The 19,140-nt window shown below is 68.5% G+C and carries 20 protein-coding genes; 10 read left to right on the top strand and 10 right to left on the bottom strand.

The window, feature by feature from the left end; all coding sequences use genetic code 11:
* Positions 1 to 60 precede the first annotated feature (60 nt).
* From AC5RVZ_RS06815 to AC5RVZ_RS06840, 6 genes are read right to left on the bottom strand one after another with little or no spacing between them, the layout of a single operon-like run.
* Positions 61 to 1,422 (bottom strand): PfkB family carbohydrate kinase, encoded by a 1,362-nt coding sequence (locus tag AC5RVZ_RS06815; protein ID WP_494065016.1) that lies wholly within the window; start codon positions 1,420 to 1,422, stop codon positions 61 to 63.
* Entirely contained in the window at positions 1,419 to 2,213 is a 795-nt protein-coding gene (locus tag AC5RVZ_RS06820; protein ID WP_494065017.1) for a D-sedoheptulose-7-phosphate isomerase, read from the bottom strand. Before AC5RVZ_RS06820 ends, AC5RVZ_RS06815 begins: the two co-directional genes overlap by 4 nt.
* Entirely contained in the window at positions 2,210 to 3,472 is a 1,263-nt protein-coding gene (locus AC5RVZ_RS06825; RefSeq protein ID WP_494065018.1) for a glycosyltransferase, read from the bottom strand. The genes AC5RVZ_RS06820 and AC5RVZ_RS06825 overlap by 4 nt, the downstream gene beginning before the upstream one ends.
* Positions 3,469 to 4,473 (bottom strand): glycosyltransferase family 4 protein, encoded by a 1,005-nt coding sequence (locus tag AC5RVZ_RS06830; RefSeq protein WP_494065019.1) that lies wholly within the window; start codon positions 4,471 to 4,473, stop codon positions 3,469 to 3,471. Before AC5RVZ_RS06830 ends, AC5RVZ_RS06825 begins: the two co-directional genes overlap by 4 nt.
* A complete protein-coding gene (locus tag AC5RVZ_RS06835) occupies positions 4,470 to 5,537 on the bottom strand; it encodes a glycosyltransferase family 9 protein (protein WP_494065020.1) in 1,068 nt (355 codons plus the stop codon). Before AC5RVZ_RS06835 ends, AC5RVZ_RS06830 begins: the two co-directional genes overlap by 4 nt.
* Positions 5,534 to 6,073: a D-glycero-alpha-D-manno-heptose-1,7-bisphosphate 7-phosphatase gene (locus AC5RVZ_RS06840; RefSeq protein ID WP_494065021.1), complete on the bottom strand. Its 540-nt coding sequence runs from the start codon at positions 6,071 to 6,073 to the stop codon at positions 5,534 to 5,536. Before AC5RVZ_RS06840 ends, AC5RVZ_RS06835 begins: the two co-directional genes overlap by 4 nt.
* A 153-nt stretch (positions 6,074 to 6,226) precedes the next feature.
* Here AC5RVZ_RS06840 and AC5RVZ_RS06845 point away from each other — a divergent pair, with 153 nt between their 5' ends.
* Positions 6,227 to 7,243 carry a glycosyltransferase family 9 protein gene (locus tag AC5RVZ_RS06845; RefSeq protein ID WP_494065022.1) on the top strand — a complete coding sequence of 339 codons (1,017 nt, stop codon included), beginning with the start codon at positions 6,227 to 6,229 and terminating at the stop codon, positions 7,241 to 7,243.
* Here AC5RVZ_RS06845 and AC5RVZ_RS06850 read toward each other — a convergent pair.
* Both AC5RVZ_RS06850 and AC5RVZ_RS06855 read right to left on the bottom strand, forming a co-directional pair.
* Complete coding sequence (locus AC5RVZ_RS06850; RefSeq protein ID WP_494065023.1) at positions 7,176 to 7,952, bottom strand: sigma-70 family RNA polymerase sigma factor; 777 nt, start codon at positions 7,950 to 7,952, stop codon at positions 7,176 to 7,178. The genes AC5RVZ_RS06845 and AC5RVZ_RS06850 overlap by 68 nt on opposite strands.
* A 315-nt stretch (positions 7,953 to 8,267) precedes the next feature.
* Positions 8,268 to 9,008 carry a DUF427 domain-containing protein gene (locus AC5RVZ_RS06855; RefSeq protein ID WP_494065024.1) on the bottom strand — a complete coding sequence of 247 codons (741 nt, stop codon included), beginning with the start codon at positions 9,006 to 9,008 and terminating at the stop codon, positions 8,268 to 8,270.
* A 79-nt stretch (positions 9,009 to 9,087) separates the two neighbouring features.
* Between AC5RVZ_RS06855 and AC5RVZ_RS06860 the strand changes: the two genes are divergently transcribed.
* Positions 9,088 to 9,558 carry a carboxymuconolactone decarboxylase family protein gene (locus AC5RVZ_RS06860; RefSeq protein ID WP_494065025.1) on the top strand — a complete coding sequence of 157 codons (471 nt, stop codon included), beginning with the start codon at positions 9,088 to 9,090 and terminating at the stop codon, positions 9,556 to 9,558.
* Positions 9,559 to 9,753: 195 nt separating this feature from the next.
* On the opposite strand, the gene AC5RVZ_RS06865 is transcribed toward AC5RVZ_RS06860, so the two are convergent.
* Entirely contained in the window at positions 9,754 to 11,211 is a 1,458-nt protein-coding gene (locus AC5RVZ_RS06865) for a purine-cytosine permease family protein (protein ID WP_494065026.1), read from the bottom strand.
* A gap of 192 nt (positions 11,212 to 11,403) precedes the next feature.
* Here AC5RVZ_RS06865 and AC5RVZ_RS06870 point away from each other — a divergent pair, with 192 nt between their 5' ends.
* Together AC5RVZ_RS06870 and AC5RVZ_RS06875 are read left to right on the top strand one after the other, a co-directional pair.
* Complete coding sequence (locus AC5RVZ_RS06870; RefSeq protein ID WP_494065027.1) at positions 11,404 to 12,819, top strand: PucR family transcriptional regulator; 1,416 nt, start codon at positions 11,404 to 11,406, stop codon at positions 12,817 to 12,819.
* A 134-nt stretch (positions 12,820 to 12,953) separates the two neighbouring features.
* Positions 12,954 to 14,354, top strand: coding sequence for an NAD(P)/FAD-dependent oxidoreductase (locus AC5RVZ_RS06875; protein WP_494065028.1), 1,401 nt, complete (start codon positions 12,954 to 12,956; stop codon positions 14,352 to 14,354).
* A gap of 41 nt (positions 14,355 to 14,395) precedes the next feature.
* Here AC5RVZ_RS06875 and AC5RVZ_RS06880 read toward each other — a convergent pair whose 3' ends face one another.
* Positions 14,396 to 14,791, bottom strand: coding sequence for a RidA family protein (locus AC5RVZ_RS06880; RefSeq protein WP_494065029.1), 396 nt, complete (start codon positions 14,789 to 14,791; stop codon positions 14,396 to 14,398).
* Between the two features lie 208 nt (positions 14,792 to 14,999).
* On the opposite strand from AC5RVZ_RS06880, the gene AC5RVZ_RS06885 reads away from it, so the two are divergent.
* From AC5RVZ_RS06885 to AC5RVZ_RS06910, 6 genes are all read left to right on the top strand, one after another.
* Positions 15,000 to 16,244, top strand: a complete 1,245-nt coding sequence (locus AC5RVZ_RS06885; protein WP_494065030.1) for a pyridoxal phosphate-dependent aminotransferase — start codon at positions 15,000 to 15,002, stop codon at positions 16,242 to 16,244.
* Between the two features lie 208 nt (positions 16,245 to 16,452).
* Positions 16,453 to 17,088: a septum formation family protein gene (locus tag AC5RVZ_RS06890; protein WP_494065031.1), complete on the top strand. Its 636-nt coding sequence runs from the start codon at positions 16,453 to 16,455 to the stop codon at positions 17,086 to 17,088.
* 130 nt (positions 17,089 to 17,218) lie between these two features.
* The gene (locus AC5RVZ_RS06895; RefSeq protein ID WP_493978911.1) at positions 17,219 to 17,428 is read left to right on the top strand and encodes a hypothetical protein; all 210 of its coding nucleotides are present in this window, start codon (positions 17,219 to 17,221) and stop codon (positions 17,426 to 17,428) included.
* 58 nt (positions 17,429 to 17,486) lie between these two features.
* Positions 17,487 to 17,858, top strand: a complete 372-nt coding sequence (locus AC5RVZ_RS06900; RefSeq protein WP_494065032.1) for a glyoxalase superfamily protein — start codon at positions 17,487 to 17,489, stop codon at positions 17,856 to 17,858.
* Positions 17,859 to 18,283: 425 nt separating this feature from the next.
* Positions 18,284 to 18,532: a hypothetical protein gene (locus tag AC5RVZ_RS06905; RefSeq protein WP_493978913.1), complete on the top strand. Its 249-nt coding sequence runs from the start codon at positions 18,284 to 18,286 to the stop codon at positions 18,530 to 18,532.
* Between the two features lie 193 nt (positions 18,533 to 18,725).
* Positions 18,726 to 19,115, top strand: coding sequence for a VOC family protein (locus AC5RVZ_RS06910; RefSeq protein WP_494065033.1), 390 nt, complete (start codon positions 18,726 to 18,728; stop codon positions 19,113 to 19,115).
* The last annotated feature ends 25 nt before the right edge of the window (positions 19,116 to 19,140 follow it).

Consider the following 19,140-nt stretch of genomic DNA (forward strand, 5'->3'; position numbering starts at 1 on the left):
TCCTCAGGTTCGGGATTCTTCAGTTCGGGGCGCGCCGGATCGGCGGAGCCGTCCGCCGGGTCAGCCGACCTTCGCCAGGGCGGCGGCCAGGCCGGTGGTGGAACGCGCCGGGTAGTAGGGCACTGTGACGGTTTGCCCGCCCCAGGATTGCAGCAGGCGCGCCTCGGGCAGCTGGTCCGCGGTGTAGTCGCCGCCCTTGACCCAGATGTCCGGCCGCAGCCTTTCCAGCGCCGCTTCGGGGGTGGCTTCGTCGAAGACCAGCACCGCATCCACGCACTCCAGCGCCAGCAGCAGCTCGGTGCGGTCCTCCTGGTTCATGATCGGACGCTCTTCGCCTTTGAGGCGGCGGACCGAATCGTCCGAGTTAAGGCAGACGATCAGGCAGTCGCCCAGCTTCCGGGCGGCGGCCAGGGTCCTGGCGTGGCCGGCGTGCAGCAAGTCGAAGCAGCCTCCGGTGGCTACCACCGTGCCGCCGGCTTCGCGGGTCTGCGCGGCGACCCGCATGGCGTCCACCCCCGGACCGCGCAGCTGGACCGGGGCCGTTTCCTGCCGAAGCGACGCCACCCCGCCCGCGGCGAGGAAGGCCGCCGCCTGCCCGACGGCCTCTTCCACCGCCTCGGCCAGCGGCCGCCCGGAGGCCAGCGCCACCGCCAGGGAGGCGGCAAACCGGTCCCCCGCGCCGCAGGTGTCGGCAGGGTCCAGCGTCGGGGCGGGAACGGCCTGCGGCAGGCCGCCGTCGGCCTGGATCAAAGCCCCTTCCGCGCCCAGCGTGACGACGACGGCGCGGCTGTTCCAGCGTGCCCGCAGGTCCGCCGCGGCCAGCGCGGCCTCCCGGGTCCCGCTGTCCCGCAGTCCGGCGATCCGCAGGGCTTCGGGCAGGTTGGGCGTAGCCGCGGCCACGCTCTCGACCGGGGCCGGGCCTGCCGGGTGCGGATCCCACACCACGGGGATCCGGTGCACCAGCGTGGCCAGGGCGTCGCGCAGCCCGGGTGCGGCCGCCAGGCCGCGGCCGTAGTCCGCCACGATGATGGCGTCGGCCGCCTCGAGCGCGTCGAGCATGTCCGGTGTCGGTACCGGCACCGGTGCCGGTGCGCACCCTTCGTCGACCCTGACCACCGACTGCCCGCCGGCACGGATCCGGGTTTTCACCGGCGTGGGGGCGCCGGATGGTCCGGCGACCACGCGGATGCCGTCCAGGGCGTCGCGCAGCCGGGAGGAAGCGCCGTCGTCGGACAGTGCCGTGACCAGGAGGACGTCCCGGCCGTCGCGGGCGAGCATCCGTGCCACCAGCCCGGCTCCCCCGGCGCGGTAGGTCGTTTCGGCCGCATCAACGACCGGCACCGGTCCGTCCGGGCTCAGCCGGGTTGCCGCTCCTTCCACGTCCGCATCGAGCAATACGTCACCCACCACCACGATCCTCATGCCCGGCCTCCCTGCCCGCGCCCAGCCGCGGCGCCTCCCTCGAGGCGCGCCACCTCGGCGTCGAACGCCCGGCAGAGGGCATGCAGCGCCATGAGGTGGCCCTCCTGCACATTGGCCGGCAGCGCCTCCACTGCCACGTAGTCGTCGCACAGCAGGGTCAGCGGGTTCGGTGCCTGGCCGGTCAGCGCCCAGCAGGTCACGCCGATGCTGCGGGCAGCTTCGGCCGCGCGCAGCAAGTTCCCGCTCTTGCCGCTGGTGGTCAGCAGGAGCAGCACATCGCCGGCCCGCCCGTGGCCCAGCACCTGCCGGGCAAACAGCTGGTCGAAGCCGTAGTCATTGGAGATGGCCGTGACCGCGGAGGTTTCCGCATGCAGCGAGATGGCGGAGAAGGCCCGGCGTTCGCCGTCGAAACGGCCCACCAGTTCGGCGGTGAGGTGTTGGGCTTCCGCGGCGGAGCCGCCGTTGCCGGCCGCCAGCAGGCGCGCGCCGCCCATCAGCCGCCGGGCCAGCTCCGTCCCCCAGCCGGCCAGCTGGCCGGCCTGGGCGCGCAGCGACTCCACCGCCGGTGCCACCGCCTGCAGGTGCGCCAGGACCGCGTCCACCGCTTCGGTCCCGGCCGGCTCCTGGCCGGTCGCCGGCACCGGGACCAGGGCGGGCCCCGGTGCCGGCGGCCGCAGGTAAGCCGCCGTGTCGGCCGGGCCGGCGGGGGCGGCGGAGGCGGCCGGGGCCGCGGCGGTGGCCAGTGCCGTGGTCCGTGCTGCTGTCTTGGCCATGGCGGCTGGGCGCTTCACAGTGCCTCCCCTTCCAGCTGCCGGACGCCGGCGGCGACGGCGCCCGCGCTCCGGCTGACCGCCAGGTGATAGGCCTTTTCGGTGTCGGCGGCCACCCGGTCCCAGGAGTAGCGGTTCCGCACGCGCTGCTGGCCGGCGCGGCCGAGGTCGCGGCGCAGCTGGGGATTCGCCAGCAGCTCGGCCACGGCTTCGGCCACCGCCTCCGGGTCGCGCGGCGGTACGTGCAGGCCGGTCTTGCGGTCCACCACGGTATCGATCAGCCCGCCGACCGAGGCCGCGACCACCGGAACGCCGCACGCCATCGCTTCCAGCGGGACGATTCCGAACGGTTCGTACCATGGCGCGCAGACGACGACGTCGGCGCTGCGCAGCACCGCCGGGATTTCTTCCCGGGGCAACTGGCCGCGCAGCACCAGCTGGTCTTCCACGCCGAGCTCACGGGCGAGGCCGCGCAGCCGCTGGGCCTCGGGGTCGGCCGTCAGTCCGGTGGCACCGGAGGCGCCGCCGACCACGATCAGTTCGACGTCGTCCAGTCCCTGGTCCTTGAGCAACCGCAGGGCCTGGACGGCCAGGTCGATGCCCTTGCGCGGAACCAGACGGCCCAGCGTGACGATGCGGTGGGTGCGGCCGCGCGGTTCGACCTCCCCGTCGGCCTTGAAAAGTCCCAGGTCCACGCCGCAGGGGGCAATGGAAATGTTGCCGCGCGGGATGTCCATGGCGACCAATTCGAACACTTCGTCCGAGCACGTCGCGATGATCCGGTCCACGCTGCGGCCGACGGATGGTTCCAGCCACTCCCGTTCGGCCGGGCTGGTGTCCTGCGCGCCCTGATGCCGCCGCTTCACGGTGCCGAGCGCGTGGAAGGTCTGCAGCACCGGCACCGGGCGGCTTCCCGGGCGGCGGGCGGCGTCGAGGGCCGCCACACCCGACATCCAGAAGTGCGCGTGCACCAGATCCGGCGGGCCGTCCGCCCAGTCCGCGCTGATCCCGTCGGCCAGCTGGCCCATGAAGGGCAGCAGCTCATCCTTGGAGACCGGTTCGGGCGGTCCGGCGTTGAGGTGGACCACTTCCACTCCCGGCCGCATCGTCACGCGGGCGGGAAGCATCGGATCGTCGCGGCGGGTGTAGACGCTCACGCTGTGGCCCCGCCGGGCCAGGGCGGCGGAGAGGGCCGCCACATGCACGTTCTGGCCGCCGGCATCCACACCGCCCAGCGCCGCCAGCGGGCTGGCATGTTCGGAAACCATCGATATCCTCACGGCTCTCTCCTCTCGTTGGCGGCAATGACGCGGCCGGCGCGCGTGGTGGTCTCTGCCAGCAGACTGTCCCAGTTGTCCAGGAAGGCCTGCAGCCCGTAGTTCCGCAGGGCGGCCTCGCGCGCGACGGCGCCCCGCGCGGCGGCCTCGTCCGGGTCCTTCAGCAGCCGGGCCGCTTCGCGGCGCAGCTGGTCCACATCGGCTGAGATGGCGCCGGCTTCCGGCGGCACGGCCCGGGCGGCCTCCGTGCTGTCCAGCACCACCACCGGCATGCCCAGATGCATGGCTTCCAGCAGCGCCAGGCCGAGCGAGGTCCAGCGCAGCGGGTGCAGGTAGAGGCGGCAGCGGGCCAGTTCCGCGTGCAGCAGCGGGCCGGGCAGGTCGCCGCGCACGTGCAGCTTGTCCGGGCCCAGCCCGGTGGCCGCGCCCAGCTGGTCGGTGCCCATGCCGAACACTTCCAGTGGTCCTGCCTCGGCGAAGGCCGGCAGCAGATCCGTTCCGGTCACGCGCCAGCGGCGGACCGGCTCGTTGACCACCACGCCCTGGCGTTCCAGCTCCCCGGTGTAGAGCCGGCCGGGATCCACGATGCCGTGCTCGATCACCGTGGTCCGCGCGGTTCCGCAGTCCCAGAACAGGCGGTTGAAGTGGGTGACATGCACGACGGTCATGTCCTGCTGGTCGGCCAGCGGGTGCAGCGAGTTGGGCACGTCCCCCTTGGGGGTGTTGTGCTCCAGGAACACCGCGGGGATGTCCCGGCCCGGCCGGCGGCCCAACAGCCGCTCGCATTGCTCGATTTCCTCGGGCCGCTGCAGCACCACGACGTCGGGGTCCTCGTCACGCAGCCGGTCCGGGTGCACGTCCCGGACCGACGACGGCCAGTCGCGGCCGGCGCGGCCCAGGCCCCACGGTCCGCCCTCGGCGGTGGCGGGCAGCAGGTATTCGTGGCGGCCGCGCACAAAAGCGTCGGTCCAGCCGCCGTGGACATGCCAGAGCAGAATCTTCATGCGTTCCTCGTCTTTCTCCGCGCGGACAAGTACGTCACGTCGCGGGTCAGCCGCTGTACAGCCTCGAGCACTTCCTCGGGCGCCACCTGGGACAGGCAGGGATGCCCGGGAACCGGGCAATTGCGTGCCCGGCTGAGCCGGCAGGACGCCTGCTGGTCCCCGAGCAACTCCAGCGGAACCTTGTACGGTGCCCAACGGACCGCCGGAACCACCGGCGCGAACAGGGACACCACCGGGGTGCCCACGGCCGCGGCCAGGTGGGCCGGCCCGGTATTTCCGGTCACGACGGCGGACGCGCCGGCCAGGACCCCGGCCAGGCTCCGCAGGTCGGTCTTCCCGCCCAGGTCCAGTGCGCCGGGGACGGCGACCGTGGCCGTCAGGTCCTGCTCCTGCGGACCGCCGGTGACCACCACGCGGTAGCCGGCGCCGATCAGCAGTTCGACGGCGGCGGCGTGGTGCAGGGGCGGCCAGGCCCGCGCCGGAACCGAGGCGCCGGGGTGCACGGCGATGTAAGGCCCGATGCCGGTCAGGTCAGTGGTATCCGGGATGCCTTGCACCTGCAGCCGGCCGTCGTCGTCGGCCGGAAGCCGGTACCCGGCGGCCGCGGCGATCTGCAGTGCCCGTTCGGCCTCCGGCTGGTCCTCCGGGAAGTCCTCGCCGGGCCGGAGCCGCTGATCCAGCAGCGACCCGGCGTAATCGACGGAAGCGCCGGTGATGCGCCCGACGCCGGCCAGCCGCAGCAGCAGCGCCAAGGGCAGCGGCGACTGGTGAAAGGACGTGAGGATGACGGCCTCGGAAATCTCCGAGGCCCGCACCCAGTCCGCCAGCGCGGCCACGTGTTCCCGGGTCGCCGGCGGCGCGGGGTCGACGATCCACGGGCTGGCCCAGCTGAAGACGCCCGCGACGCCGGGCAGCAGTTCCGCGGCAGCTTTGCCCTGCGGGCCGCACAGCATCATGACGTCGCGGGTATCGCCGCCGCGGCCTGCGGCGATCGCCCGCACCGCCGGGCCGGCCAGCAGTACGTCTCCGACGCTGTCCAGCCGCGCCACCAGTACGCGGCTCACGGGCGGCCCTCCAGCAGCAGCGACACGGCGGCGGTGAGGTCTTCGGCGACCAGCGGCGCCGCCGCGACCTCTTCGCGCCGGGTCACGGGGGTCGGTACCAGGACGCCGGTCGCGCCGGCAGCGGCAGCGGCCTCGACGTCGGCCCCGATGTCGCCGACGTAGGCGACCTCCGCGGGATCGAGCCCGAGCCGGCGGCAGGCCGCCAGGATCATGCCGGGCTGCGGTTTCCGGCAGGGGCACCCGTCGTCCGGGTTGTGCGGGCAGATCTCCCACACGTCGAACGGTCCCAGCAGCTCTTCCACCCGCAGGTTGACGGCGTCGACCTGTTCGCGGCTCAGCAGGCCGCGGCCGATGCCTGATTGGTTGGTGAGCACCCCGCACGGCAATCCGGCGGTCCGGACCGCATCGACCGCCGCGCGGGCGCCGGCCACCGGCCGGACCTTCGCGGGATCCGGGTTGTAGGGCACGTCCGTGACCAGCGTGCCGTCCCGGTCGAACAGGATGGCCCGCGGCGAGTATGCGGCAGTGGTGCTCATACCAGCACTGTTCCCAGCACGGCTCCGACCTAAACACTTCTCCTGCTACTACTTTTGTGTCGCACACTTCCCGCCGCGGCAACGGCTGCCGCCGGAAGCGTGCCGTGCGGGCATCTGGGAGGATGGGCACAGCCGGAAGGAAGGACGGGTGCAGTGGCAGAACCTGAAGGACTCGAACGGGACGGACGCCCGGAACTGCTGGTACTCCGGGCGCTCAAGCTGGGCGATCTTCTGGTCGCGGTTCCGGCGTTGCGGGCACTGCGCACGGCGTACCCCGAACACCGGATCATCTACGCCGCGCAGGCCTGGCTGCGGCCCATCCTCGGACTAACCGGCGCGGTGGACGACCTGCTGACCACGCATGGACTAGATGTCCCGCTGGCACTGGCGCCAGGCCGGGTGGAGATCGCCGTGAACCTGCACGGCAACGGGCCGGAGAGCCGCGGCCGGCTGGAAGCCGTGCGGCCTGCCCGGCGCATCGGCCACCGGGCCCCCGGCTGGGACGGCCCCGAATGGCCGGAAGGCGTGCACGAACGCGAGCGCTGGGCACGGCTGCTGCAGTGGCACGGGATCGACGCGGATTCGCTCGACTACCGGCTGGACAAACCCGCCGTCCCGAGCCCCTGCCCGGGAGCGGCGGTCCTCCATGTCGGGGCCGCCTACGGCAGCCGCCTGTGGCCGGCCGAGCGCTTTGCCGCCGTCGCCCGGGTTCTGGCAGCCCAAGGACACCGCATCCTGTTCACCGGCAGCACGGCGGAACGGCCGCGGGCACTGGCCGTGGCCGAATTGGCCGGGCTGGACCAGGACACCGTCGTCGCCGGGACGCTGCCGCTGGCGGAGTTTGCCGCGGCGATCGCCGAGGCCGCGCTCGTCATTTCCGCCGATACCGGCGCCGCCCACCTGGCGTCGGCCTATGCCCGGCCGTCGGTGGTCATATTCGGGCCGGCACCGGTCAGCGTCTGGGGTCCGCCGCCCGGCCCCCATACGGTCCTGACCGATGAGCGCCTGCGGCTGGGCGACACGTTTTCCGCGGACCCGGACCCCGCCCTGCTGGCTGTCGGCCCGGAGGACGTCCTGGCCGCCGTGGCGCAACTGCCGGTCGCTACGCCGTCCGCATTCGCTGCCGGGCGGGGGCCTGCCGTTCCCCCAACACCCGGTGCTGGAGTTTGACCAGGATCCTGGCCAGCGCGCGGGACACCTGCATCTGGGTCATGCCGATGCGTTCGCCGACGCGGCGCTGGGATTCCTCCTGGAAGTACCGGTAGAAGAGCAGTTGCCGTTCCTGCGGTTCCAGCTCGCGGATGGCGCCCCGAAGCATTAACAGTTCCTCGGTCCGTTCGGTCCCGCCGTCGGCGACAGCCAGCGTCTCGGCCAACCCCTGCCCCTCGGGGGTCCCGTCCAGTGATTCCGGACGCAGGCTGCCGTGGCAGTTGAGGGCTTCGGCGACCAGTTCCGGGCTTTCGACGAGCGCGTCGGCCAGCTCCTGAAGCCCAGGTTCGCGGCCCAGCCGCTGGGCGAGTTCGGACGTCATTTTGATCGCCGCCGTCCGCAGGTCCTGGAGGTGGCGCGGCGGGCGGATCATCCACGAACTGTCGCGAAGGTAGCGCTTCAGTTCGCCGTGGACCGTGGGGGCGGCGTAGGCGCGGAAGTCCGCGCCGTGCTCGGGGTCAAAACCGCGGACCGCCTTGAGCAGCCCCAGCCGCGCCACCTGGTTCAGGTCATCGAGCTCCCTGCCCGGGCCCGAATAGTTGCGGGCGATCCCCTCGGCAATGCCCAGGTGCCCCAGCACCAGCTCCTCTTCCAAGGCGGCGCGGAGGGACCCCCTGGCGCGTCTCGCCTTGCGGAACAGAACCTGAATGTCTTTCTCGTTGTGTTGCATCAGAAGCCCACCATCTTCTCGGGAAGTGCGCGACCCAAACCGCTTCTCCCCCAAGAGAACATAAGCATGCTGATTATGCAACAGTCCGCCGCCGGAAAAATGCGCAAAAGTCTTTTCTTCTCCCGGGAGAAGAAGGTATAAGCAGCAGAAGTTCCGACCGCAGCCCGGGCCACCGGGAGGGCGGAGGAGAGCGGCAGCAGCCAAAATTATCCAGAGCGGCCGAGCCGTGCGGGAACGGCCGTCCCTGACGTGCCCGCGTCGGGTATCAGCCGCTCTCGATGGCAGCGCAGGCCCGGAGCGAAACGGGGACGGAAATCACGACCAGGGCGTGTCCGGCTTTTCCTGCGCCTGGCCGTCGACGACCAGGTCCACCTTCTCGTTGTAGAAGCAGAAGAGATCGCGGATCTTGGGATTTTCCGGGATCGGATCCGGGTAGCTCCACACCACATCGTGAACGACCGCCTGGCCGACGCGGACCGACCAGTAACGGGCCTGCCCCTTGTACGGGCAGCTGGTCACTGCGTCGCTGGCTTCCAAGAGATCCGTGCGCACGTCGTCGGCGGGCAGGTAGTAGCGGACGGGAAGATGTGTTTCGAAGAGCATCAGCGGTCGGATGCTGTCGGCGATCTTCTCGCCCTTTAGGTAGACCTGGACCCGGCGCGAGCTGCGCAGCGTGTCCACCCGCTTGTAGGGATCGCGGGCATGTACCTGCGCGCGTTCGTCTTCCTCGTACCACTCCAGCTGCCGCCAGGAGAAGGTCACGTGGCCGGCCAGTTCGCGCATCGAACCGTGCACTTCCGGATGCTCCCACGCCCCGGCCTCCGCGCGCTTCTTGCCGATGGCCACATCCCAGAGTTGCTGGCCCGCCGGCCCGGGGCGCGCATTGGTCAGCGCCTCTTCCGCGACGTCCTCCCGCGGCAGATAGTAGGTCGGCAGACCGTCGCGGCCGTACTGGACCAGCAGCCTGGCCCGGGTGCTGTCCGCTACCAGGCTTCCACCCAGCCGCACCCGGATCCGCCGTGCAGTTGGTTCCGTGAAGGGTGCATCGAATTCCATGGGGCACACGCTACTCCTCCGCGGCTCCCGTCGGCAGTGCTGAGAGAATGAAGGCTGACCAGCAATGCAGGAGGCATGAGTGAGTTCCGACAATCGTCCCGCCAAGTTCTACATCGACAAGCAGACGCCGGCAGCCTATCGCGCGCTCAACGGCCTGGCGCTCAAGGTCGGCGAAGCGGCCGAAGCGGCAGGCTTGGACCGGAAACTGGTGGAACTGCTGAACCTGCGCATCTCGCAGATCAACGGCTGTGCGTACTGCCTGAATATGCACACCCGGCTGGCCCTGGGCGAAGGCGAGACGGCGCAGCGGCTTTCCGTGCTTCCGTCCTGGCGGGACACAGAGGTTTTCACCGACAAGGAACGGGCCGCGCTGGCCTTGGCCGAGGCGCTGACCGAACTGCCGGAGCACCACAGCCAGGAGCGCGCCTATTCCGCAGCCCGCGAGGAACTCACCGACGACGAGTTCTCCGCGGTCAGCTGGATCACCGTGGCGATGAACGCCTTCAACCGGGTCTCCATCGTCAGCAAGCATCCGGTCCGGCCGCAGTAGGTGCGGGACTTCCGAAGGAATAGCACGACGGCGATGCACGCCGGCAGTAGGCGCGTGCCACCCTTTCCAAGGAAGTTTACGACGGCGGCGCGCGCCGCCGTCGTACCGCCGTCAGCGCGCTCTGGTGCGGCCGCACTTGGTAGTCCGCGACCGCACCCAGCGTACGGAGAGATCCGGGCGTTCAGCCCGTAGCTGCTATTCGATCGGCTTGCCGACCAGGTCGAGATCCTTGTCCGAGGAGGCCACTGCTGCCCGCTCGGCGTCGAGGTCCTGGTTGCGGCACAGAAGCCAGTAAATCAGGCAGCCTGCCGGGATGCCGACGAAGAAGGCGATGTCCACGCCGCCGAGTGCCGCGGCGACGGTTCCTTGATAGAAGCCAAGGTTCATGAACGGGACCATGATCAACAGGGCGGCAAGGTAGGCGGCGATGCCCCTCCAGTTCCACAGCCCGTACACCCCGTTCTTCTTGAACATTTCCGCTACGGAGTAGTGCCCGCGCCGCACGATGAAGAAGTCGGTCAGGTTCACCGAAGTCCAAGGTCCCATGAGGTAGCCGACGACGGTGAGCACCAGGGCAAATCTGGTGTTCAGGAAGTCTTCGGGAATAAGCACTGCGGCGACCGTTCCCGTGATGCCGATCACCAGGATGGTGACGAGCCGCAGCTTTTTCGTCGGCTGCATGCTCCGGATGCTGTCGAGGGCCGTGATGAGCGTCAGGGAGCCGCCGTAGGCGCACATGGCCATGAGTCCCAGCAGCCCGAGTCCGCCGCTGATCAGCATCAGTTCGCCCAATCCGGGGAAAACATAGCTTCCGGTAATCGCGAGCCCGCTGACAATCCCCTCGGTTGGAAGGAGCGCAGCGCACACCGCGCCCACACTCATGAAGGCGAACAGGCCGAAGAAAAGCCCGCCGGAAGTAACGGCGATAATCGCCCGCTTGCTGGTGTTTGCCGGCATATAGCGGGAGTAATCCGAAACGAAGAACGCCCAGGTGAGCTGGTATCCGGTCGCGGCCGACACCACCACTAGGAAGGGTGCGACGCTGAAGGTCTGCGACAAGTCGAAGAGTTCCGCGGGAATCCGTCCGCTGACAGCGAGGCCAACGACGTAGACGAGAATGACGGCTACCAAAAACCAGGTAATGATCCGCTGGGCCGCGTGGAGCCAGTGGTAGCCGAAAATCGCCAGCAGCACGGCCGCCAGGCAGACGGCAACCGCCCATGGTTGTGGCCCTCCGCCGGTCAGTTCGGCGGCAGTCGCACCCAGCAGGTTGCCGCCCAAGACGATGTAGCCCCAGTAAACGGCTATCGCCATCACCCAAATGAACAGCGCACCGTACCGTCCGAACTGCGGGCGGGACTGGATCATCTGCGGCAGCCCGAGGTGCGGACCCTGCGTAGCGTGGGCGGATACCGGAATGGTCCCCAGGAAAGTCCCGATGGCCAGGGCTACGAGCGTCCATCCCAGGTTCAGGCCGAGCGAGATGCCGATGGCCCCGGTCGCCAGCGACAGCAACTGAGCGCTGCCGGCGAACCAGATGGTCGCCTGATCCGACAACCGTCCGCGGCGTTCACTGTGCGGAACGTAGTCGATCGATCTGCTTTCGACGCGGGCGAGCACACCTGTCGGTGGCCTGGTAGTGGTGTCACTCATTTCGACAACTCCTATGTTGTGGCTGAGGGATCAGCACTCGCAGCTGGCGGAGGATAGCGCTGGAAAGAGTGCTCCGGCCTGTACCGGCATCTGGCTGCCATGGGCCCTATTCCATGGAACTCGATAAGCCACCGCCGCCCAACTGTACTTTCATACGAATTTCAATCGTGGACTGTGGCAAAATCTAAAAGCATGGCTGACAGTGAGACCGTGATGAGGATCAAAGACCTGGTAACGGCTTCGAGTCTCGCCATCACCGTCCTCGCGGGCGAAACCGGGCTCGAGCGGGAAGTGCTTTGGGCGCACAGCTGCGAGATGCAGTCGCCGGAGCAATGGCTCGGCCCGCACGAGTTGCTGATGACGGTCGGCCTTTGCGTGCCTGCCGAACCGGAAGAGCAGGTCGGCTTCATCAGCCGGCTCGACGAGGCCGGGCTGGCCGGGCTGATGATCGGCGACCATGAGATTTCCCCACCCGTTTCCACGGCGATGCTCGCCGAGGCCGACCGCCGGAACTTTCCCGTCCTGCTTGCCGCCGCACAGACCCCCTATGCCGTGGTGGCGCGCCACGTAGCTGCGGCAACATCCTCCTCCCGCATCCTGCAGGTGCTCAAGCTCAGCAAGCTGTACCAGATCACGGCCAACACTGATGAAGATGCAACCGGGTTGATGAGGAACCTGTCGTCGCTCCTGAACGTCGGGCTGCGGATTGAAGACGGCCTCACCGGCCTGACGGTTCTCGCCTCCGGCACCGAGGACTCCCCCGGCCCGAATTCCCAGTGGCGCAGGTATCGCTTGCGGGGAAGCCAGGCCGCCGAGCTCTTGATCCTGGAGCATCCCGGAGAGCCGCTGGATAGTTTCATCCTGGTGCACCTGATGAAGGTGCTTGAAGTGAGCGTCGACAGGGTCCTCAATGCCGCGGGTTATCGCGTCGAAGCCTCTGCCCGCGCCCTGAACCGGCTACTGAACGGTGTCCTCACTCCCGAGGCAGACGAGCTTTTGGGGGGACATCAGGCATCGGGTGGCTTCCAGATAGCCGCCTTCCCGTCGGACGATGGAGAGGCTGTCGCGCGCCGCGTTGCTGTGCAGCAACTGCCTGTCCTTGTAGGTGCCGGGCGTGCGAACCACCTCGCGCTCATTCCGCTGGACATCGTGGCGGACGTGCGACGGAGCATGCAACCCACTGGCATCCGCTTCGGGGTGTCCTCGGTCTTCACGGACTATCAGGACATCAGGAGCGCAGCGGAAGAAGCGGCACGCGTCCTGGCGTCGGCGCCTTACGGAGACCGGCTGTGGACGGAGTTCGAAGGCACGACGATTTCCGTCCTCAGCAGGTCGCGCCGCGAAGCCGACGAGATCATTTCCGGCGTGCTCGGTCCGCTGGCCGGCTCCAGCGCCGCGTCGACAAAACTGCGCGAAACACTTTTCGCCTACCTCCGGAACGATCGGCACTGGCAGAACACGGCTGATGAGCTCGACGTGCACCGTCAGACGCTTTCCTACCGCCTCAACAGGATTGAGCAGGAAACCGGGCTGAGCATGGCCCGCTCCGCCGACCTCTCAGCATTTTGGATTGCTTACCAGGCCTGGGAGGCGACGAGGGGCCGCTAGGACACACCGCGGCGAATTGGACTACTGGCTAAACCAATCCTCGTATTCATACTGCAGGACGGCGAACTCAGTGCACCGTTGAGATTAGGCTCGCGTCAGCGACGACCTTTCCCAACGAGCGATATGGATTCAACATGGCGCAGCAGGTGCACTCACGTTTTGTCAACGGCGACGTCTCGTTCTGGATGAGGAGCGTTGGTACACCGCAGAAACGCGCTCCGCTTCAGGGTCATATTGCCGTCGACGTAGCCGTCGTCGGCGGCGGGCTGACAGGGCTCTGGACCGCGTACTACCTCAAGAAGGCCAGGCCTGACCTCAATATCGCCATCCTCGAGCGGGAATTCGCTGGTTTCGGTGCCTCCGGGCGCAACGGTGGCTGGATGAGCGCCGAGCCTGCCGGCCAGTTCCGGCGCTACGCACGGTCCGGTGGCGTCGATGCGGCCCGCAATCTTCAGCGGGAGATGTTTGGAGCCGTACAGGAGTCTGTCGGCGTGGCCCGAGCCGAAGGCTTCGCGGAGGACCTTGTCCACGACGGACTCGTGCACGTGGCAACCAATGCCGCACAGTTGTCCCGGGCGCGCACCCACGTCGGCGAAATGAAGGCCCAGGGATGGGGCGACGACGACGTCTTCGAGCTCACCCCATCAGAACTCAGCGAACGGGTCCGCGTTGAGGGCGCGTTGGGCGGATATTGGACTCCCCATTGCGCGAGAGTCCACCCGGCCAAGTACACGCTCGGACTGGCGAGGGTAGTGGAGGAACTGGGGGTCGCCATTTACGAGTCGACCACTGCCGTGAGCGTCGCTGCGCACCGCGTCGTCACGGACCGCGGAGTCGTGCAGGCCAAGTACATTGTCGAGGCGCTCGAGGGCTACACACTTTCGCTCAAGGGCAAGGCCCGCAGGTTACTTCCCATGAACAGCAGCATGCTCATTACTGAACCGCTGACGGCGGCCCAGCTCGAAGAGACCAACTGGGCCGGCGGGGAACTGGTCGGCGATGTCGCCCACAGCTTTACGTACATGCACCGCACCCAGGACGGGCGCATCGCGATCGGTGGCAGAGGGGTGCCCTACAATTTCCGTTCAAGCTTCGACCGGGACGGAAGAACTGCCGACTCTGCCGTCCACCAGCTCAAGCAAAGGCTGGTGGAGCTTTTCCCCTCCCTGATTAACGCCCGGATCGAACAGTCATGGTCCGGTGTCCTCGGGGCACCCCGGGATTGGTGCGCCTCGGTGAATATCGACCGCGGCAAGGGGATCATTACCGCCGGAGGGTATGTGGGGCATGGCCTGTCGGGCACAAACCTGGCCGCCAGAACCGTCCGCGACCTCATCCTCGGCGAGGATACCGAGCTCACCCGCCTTCCATGGGTCGGGCGGCAGGCACGCGCCTGGGAGATCGAGCCGATCCGCTGGATGGGGGCGACCGCTCTCTATGCCGCATACAGGTACGCGGACCGTCGCGAGTACGCGACGAACGCGGCACAAACGCACTGGTCTGCCCGCCTCGCAAACGTGGTCAGCGGCCGCTAGGCAGGCCGCCCGCCCCCGCCTCCTGGCATTCCCGCATGGCGTCAGGCCCCTTCCGGCACCTGGGCGATGGCGTCGACTTCGACCAGCACGCCGGGCCGGGCAAATCCGACCTGCAGGACGGTGACCGCCGTCGGTACCGGACCCCAGACTTCGGCGGCGGCGGCGAAACCCTCGTTGGCGTCCTGGCCGGCGGCGAGGTGGATATTCAGTTTGGCGACGTGCTCCGGGCCGGCACCGGCCTCAGCCAGGACGGCCAACAGGTTGCGCATAGCCTGCACCGTCTGGCCCGCGAGGTCGCCGGCGACCAGTTGCCCGTCCGCGTCCACTCCGTTCTGGCCGCCGACAATCAACAGCTTTCCCGGCCCCTCGATGAGTACGCCCTGGGAAAAGGCCGGGCTGCGGTACATGCCGGCAGGATTGATGTGCTTAAGGCTCATGGCTTTCCTCCGTGATGAACGCTTCCTCGACGCTGATCACGCTATGCCGTCAGCGGGTCTGCGCACCAGAGCTGCGGCCGCCACACGAGCGGTGCGGGGCGGACTACCGCCGTCGTGCAGGGTTTGGTCCAGGCAGTGGCATCGTCGCGATTGCTGGCCGTGGTGAAGCCCACATGAACGCCCGATGCACTCTGTGAAAAAATAGGGCATGCGTCCCATGCAACATTCCAGCAAACTCCAGAACGTCCGGTACGAACTTCGCGGCCCGATTTTGCACGCGGCCAAGAAGATGGAGGCGGAGGGCCACCGCATCCTGCGGATGAATCTCGGCGACCCGGCACCGTTCGGGCTGGAGGCGCCGGAGTCGATCGTGGTGGACATGATCCACCACCTGCGCGGCGCCCAGGGCTACAGCGACTCAAAGGGCATCTTCTCCGCCCGCACGGCCATTTCGCAGTACTACCAGACCAAGGGCCTGATGCAGATCGGCGTGGAGGACATCTTCATCGGCAACGGGGTGTCCGAGCTGATCTCCATGACGCTGCAGGCGTTTTTGGAAAACGGCGACGAGGTGCTGATCCCTGCTCCCGACTACCCCCTGTGGACCGCGTCCGTCACGCTCTCCGGCGGCAAGGCCGTGCACTACCTCTGCGATGAGGACAACCACTGGTGGCCGGACATGAAGGACGTCGAAGCCAAAATCACCGACCGGACGCGGGCGATCGTGCTGATCAACCCGAACAACCCCACCGGCGCCGTCTACCCGCGGCACGTGCTGGAACAGTTCGCGGCCCTGGCGCGCAAGCACGATCTGGTCCTGTTCTCGGACGAAATCTACGAGAAGATCACCTACGACGGCGCCGTCCACGTCCACACCGCCTCGGTCGCGCCGGACTTGCCGGTACTGACGTTCAGCGGGCTGTCCAAGGCGTACCGGATGCCCGGCTATCGGGCCGGCTGGGTGGCCATCAGCGGGCCGCGCGCCGAGACCGCGGCCTACCGTGAATCACTGGAGCTGCTGGCCTCGCTCCGACTGTGCTCGAACGTCCCGGCGCAGCACGCCATTCAGACGTCGCTGGGCGGCTACCAGTCCATCGGCGACCTGGTGAAGCCCGGGGGTCGGCTGCACGAACAGCGCGACCTGGCCTGCCGGCTGCTCAACCAGATCCCGGGCGTCAGCTGCGTTCCCGCGGCCGGGGCGATGTACCTGTTCCCCAAGCTGGATCCTGCCGTGTATCCGTTCGAGGACGACGAGAAGTTTGTCCTGGACCTGCTCGAGGAGGAGAAAATCCTGGTTTCGCACGGCAGCGCCTTCCACTGGCCCACGCCGGACCACTTCCGGTTCGTGATCCTGCCGTCGGTGGAGGACATCGAGGAGGCGGTACGCAGGATTTCTTCCTTCCTGGCCATCCACCGGAAGAAGACGGCCGACGCCGCTGCTGCCGCCGTCTAAAGCCTGCTTGGCCCGAGGGGCAAGAGCGGGAACGCCGCGCTGAGCAAGCCGCGTGACCGATGGATCGGGTAGCACACGCCTCCGTGGGCAGAGCGTGCCCCGGGCCGGCGGCACAGCCTGCTAGGCTGCTGAGGATTCCAGCCGCCGGTCGGGCGGCTGTGGTGCCGGGCATCGGGGGAACATGCGGACCAGGCCGACGGCCGCCCTGATGGCGGTGTGCGCGTTGCTGCTCGCGGGCTGCACGGAACCGGAGGCGGAAGCAGGAGCGGCATCCCCGGCCACGGCGAGTGCCACTCCGGCAGCCTCCGGCGGCGGGTCCGCCACCGGTCCTGCCGCCGGCACATCCCATGGCCCCATCCGGCTGGCCTCTCCCTCGCCCGGTCGCCCGACCATAGCACCCGCGGAGACCGTCGGAGCAGCGGATCCCGAGGGCACGAGTGCCTACATCGACGACTTCCTCGCGACGAAATGGTCTTCCGGCGCGGAGCCCTCGGCCCTGGGTGAGGCGTCCGTCGGCGACTGTGTGTTCTTCGATTGGGAGTATTCCTCCGGCCCCACGACCACCGCGTTGTTTCAGGTGCCCTGCCAGGAGCCGCATGAAGGCGAGATATTCGGCACCATCACCCACGCCGGCGAGCCGTATCCGGGTCTGTCAGCGCTGCAACGCGATGCCGAACCCCTCTGCGGCGAGGTGATTTCCCAGTTTCTCGAAGCCCGGTTGATTCCGGACGGCACCCACCGGCTCTTGTTCCCCACGCAAGCGGATTGGGATTCGGGCGAACGCACCTCCGTTTGCCTGTACCACCCCGGCCCCCTGTTGGAGCGCGGGTATTTCGAGGATTAGCCGGCAGCGCCGGCTGGCAGGTGCGTGAATTCATTGTGAACATGCGGCCGGATCCCTTGTGGCCGCCCTCGCCCGCCCGGATGGTGGAGGAGAGATGCGCGGCCGTTAACCCGATCCGAGGAGCACCACCATGCCTGAGACCCCGCTCGAAAACTGGGACCTCGTTCCCGGCACCTTGGTGGAGGTGTACAGGGACGGAACGCTGCTGCGCACCGGAAGAGTCGATGCGGTAACACTTGATGCGGACATCGTCTGGCTGGCCAACAGTGGCTCCCACCCACGCCGTCTGTTCGAAAAGTCCGAGGGGTACCGGCTCCAACTGGTTGCGGACCGGGCCTGACCGCAGTCCCGCGCCGGACCCTACCGCCGGGTGCCCTCCCGGCGCTAGCGTGTCCGGCATGGAGATGAAACTCGAACTGGTGGCCGTGCCGGTCACCGACGTCGACCGGGCCAAGGATTTTTACGTGGAGCAGGTCGGCTTTCACGCCGACCACGACCACCGGGTAAGCCACGGCCTGCGGTTCGTGCAGCTCACGCCGCCCGGCTCCGCCTGTTCCATCGTGATCGGCGAGGGCATCACGGAGATGGCGCCCGGCTCGCAGCAGGGGCTCCAGATGGTCGTTGCCGATGCCGAAGCGGCCCGGGAAGAACTGCTCGGCCGCGGCGTCGCGGCGAGCGACGTGGACGCGCAGCCGTGGGGTAAGTTCGTCTACTTCAGCGACCCGGACGGCAACACCTGGGCGCTGCAGCAGCTGCCGCCCAGGGACTGAACCTACCGCTCGCGCACTCATGCCCTCAGGCTTCTGCCGCTTCCCCGGTGGCGCCGCGGTGCCGCGGGAAACGCCCGCCATCTGCCGTGGCCGAAGCCTGGCTCCGCCTGCCGCCACCGACGGAGGGCCCAAATAAACTTTTCTTGCACCGGCGGAATAAACCGGCCCTCCGGGGGTGTTCCTTAAACTGAGAATGCCAACGGACAGCTGAGGGACCGCCAAGTTTGCAGCAGGGATCAGCGGAGAAGCTCTTTCCCGCGCCCTGCCGCCTCGCAGCCCCTACCGTCAGCGCTCACCGGCACCCGGCAGGAGCCGGCGCTTCACGCCTGACGAGCAGTCCCCGAACGATGCCGCGGCAGGGTCCGCCCCACAGCTGATCCGCCTGGCACAGCACGCCCTTACCGCCACAACACAGGAGGTCACGTATGACACTATCCGCACCCGGTCAGTCCCCGCTGGTCAATTCCACCCCCACCAGGATCCGCAATCTCGGACATCTGCGCCGCGGCGATTCGGTCGAGGCCCGCATGGACAATGCCGTCCAGTACCGGGGCCGCGTCGACCGTACCGCACCCGGCGTCGGCCTGGTGTGGATCCGTGATGAGGCGGACGGCTCGCGCCGCGCCATCAGCACGCAGGACTGCACGGTCTGGCGGCTGCCGCAGAAGGGCTGACATCAGCACGGGGCGGCCCAGCCCCTCCCACGGAGCGGACGGCTTCGGCGACCACCACGGCGCCGGCGTCGTCCGTTGCTTCGTTAACCGCGGCCCTCCCGGGTTCGGCGCTTGTCCGGCGGGCCCGCCCGGAGTTGAATGGGACCAGCATTGGGGCCGGCGCGGGTCCCGGCCACCGCCTTCGGAGCATGCCATGGCCGTCTCGTTCAACCACACCATCGTCTACGCCGCAGACAAGAAGGCGTCGGCGGAATTCTTTGCGGAGATCTTCGGCCTCGATCCGCCGCAGCCGATGTTCGGACACTTCATGACGGTCCTGCTGGAGGGCGGCGTGGCACTCGACTACGCGGACACCGGCGGGAACGTGCAGCCCCAGCATTACGCCTTCCTGGTCACCGAGGACGACTTCGACGGGATCCTCACCCGCATCCGGTCGGCCGGAATCGACTACTGGGCAGACCCGGGCCGCAGCCGGCCCCAACAAATCAACCTCAACGACGGCGGCCGCGGCGTCTACTTCACTGACCCGAACGGCCACTTTCTGGAGGCCATCACGCGCCCCTACGGCTCCGGCGCTGCCTGAGGCGAGGCGCCGTCGTACGCTGGAC

The organism is Arthrobacter sp. Cza30, from assembly GCF_059090765.1.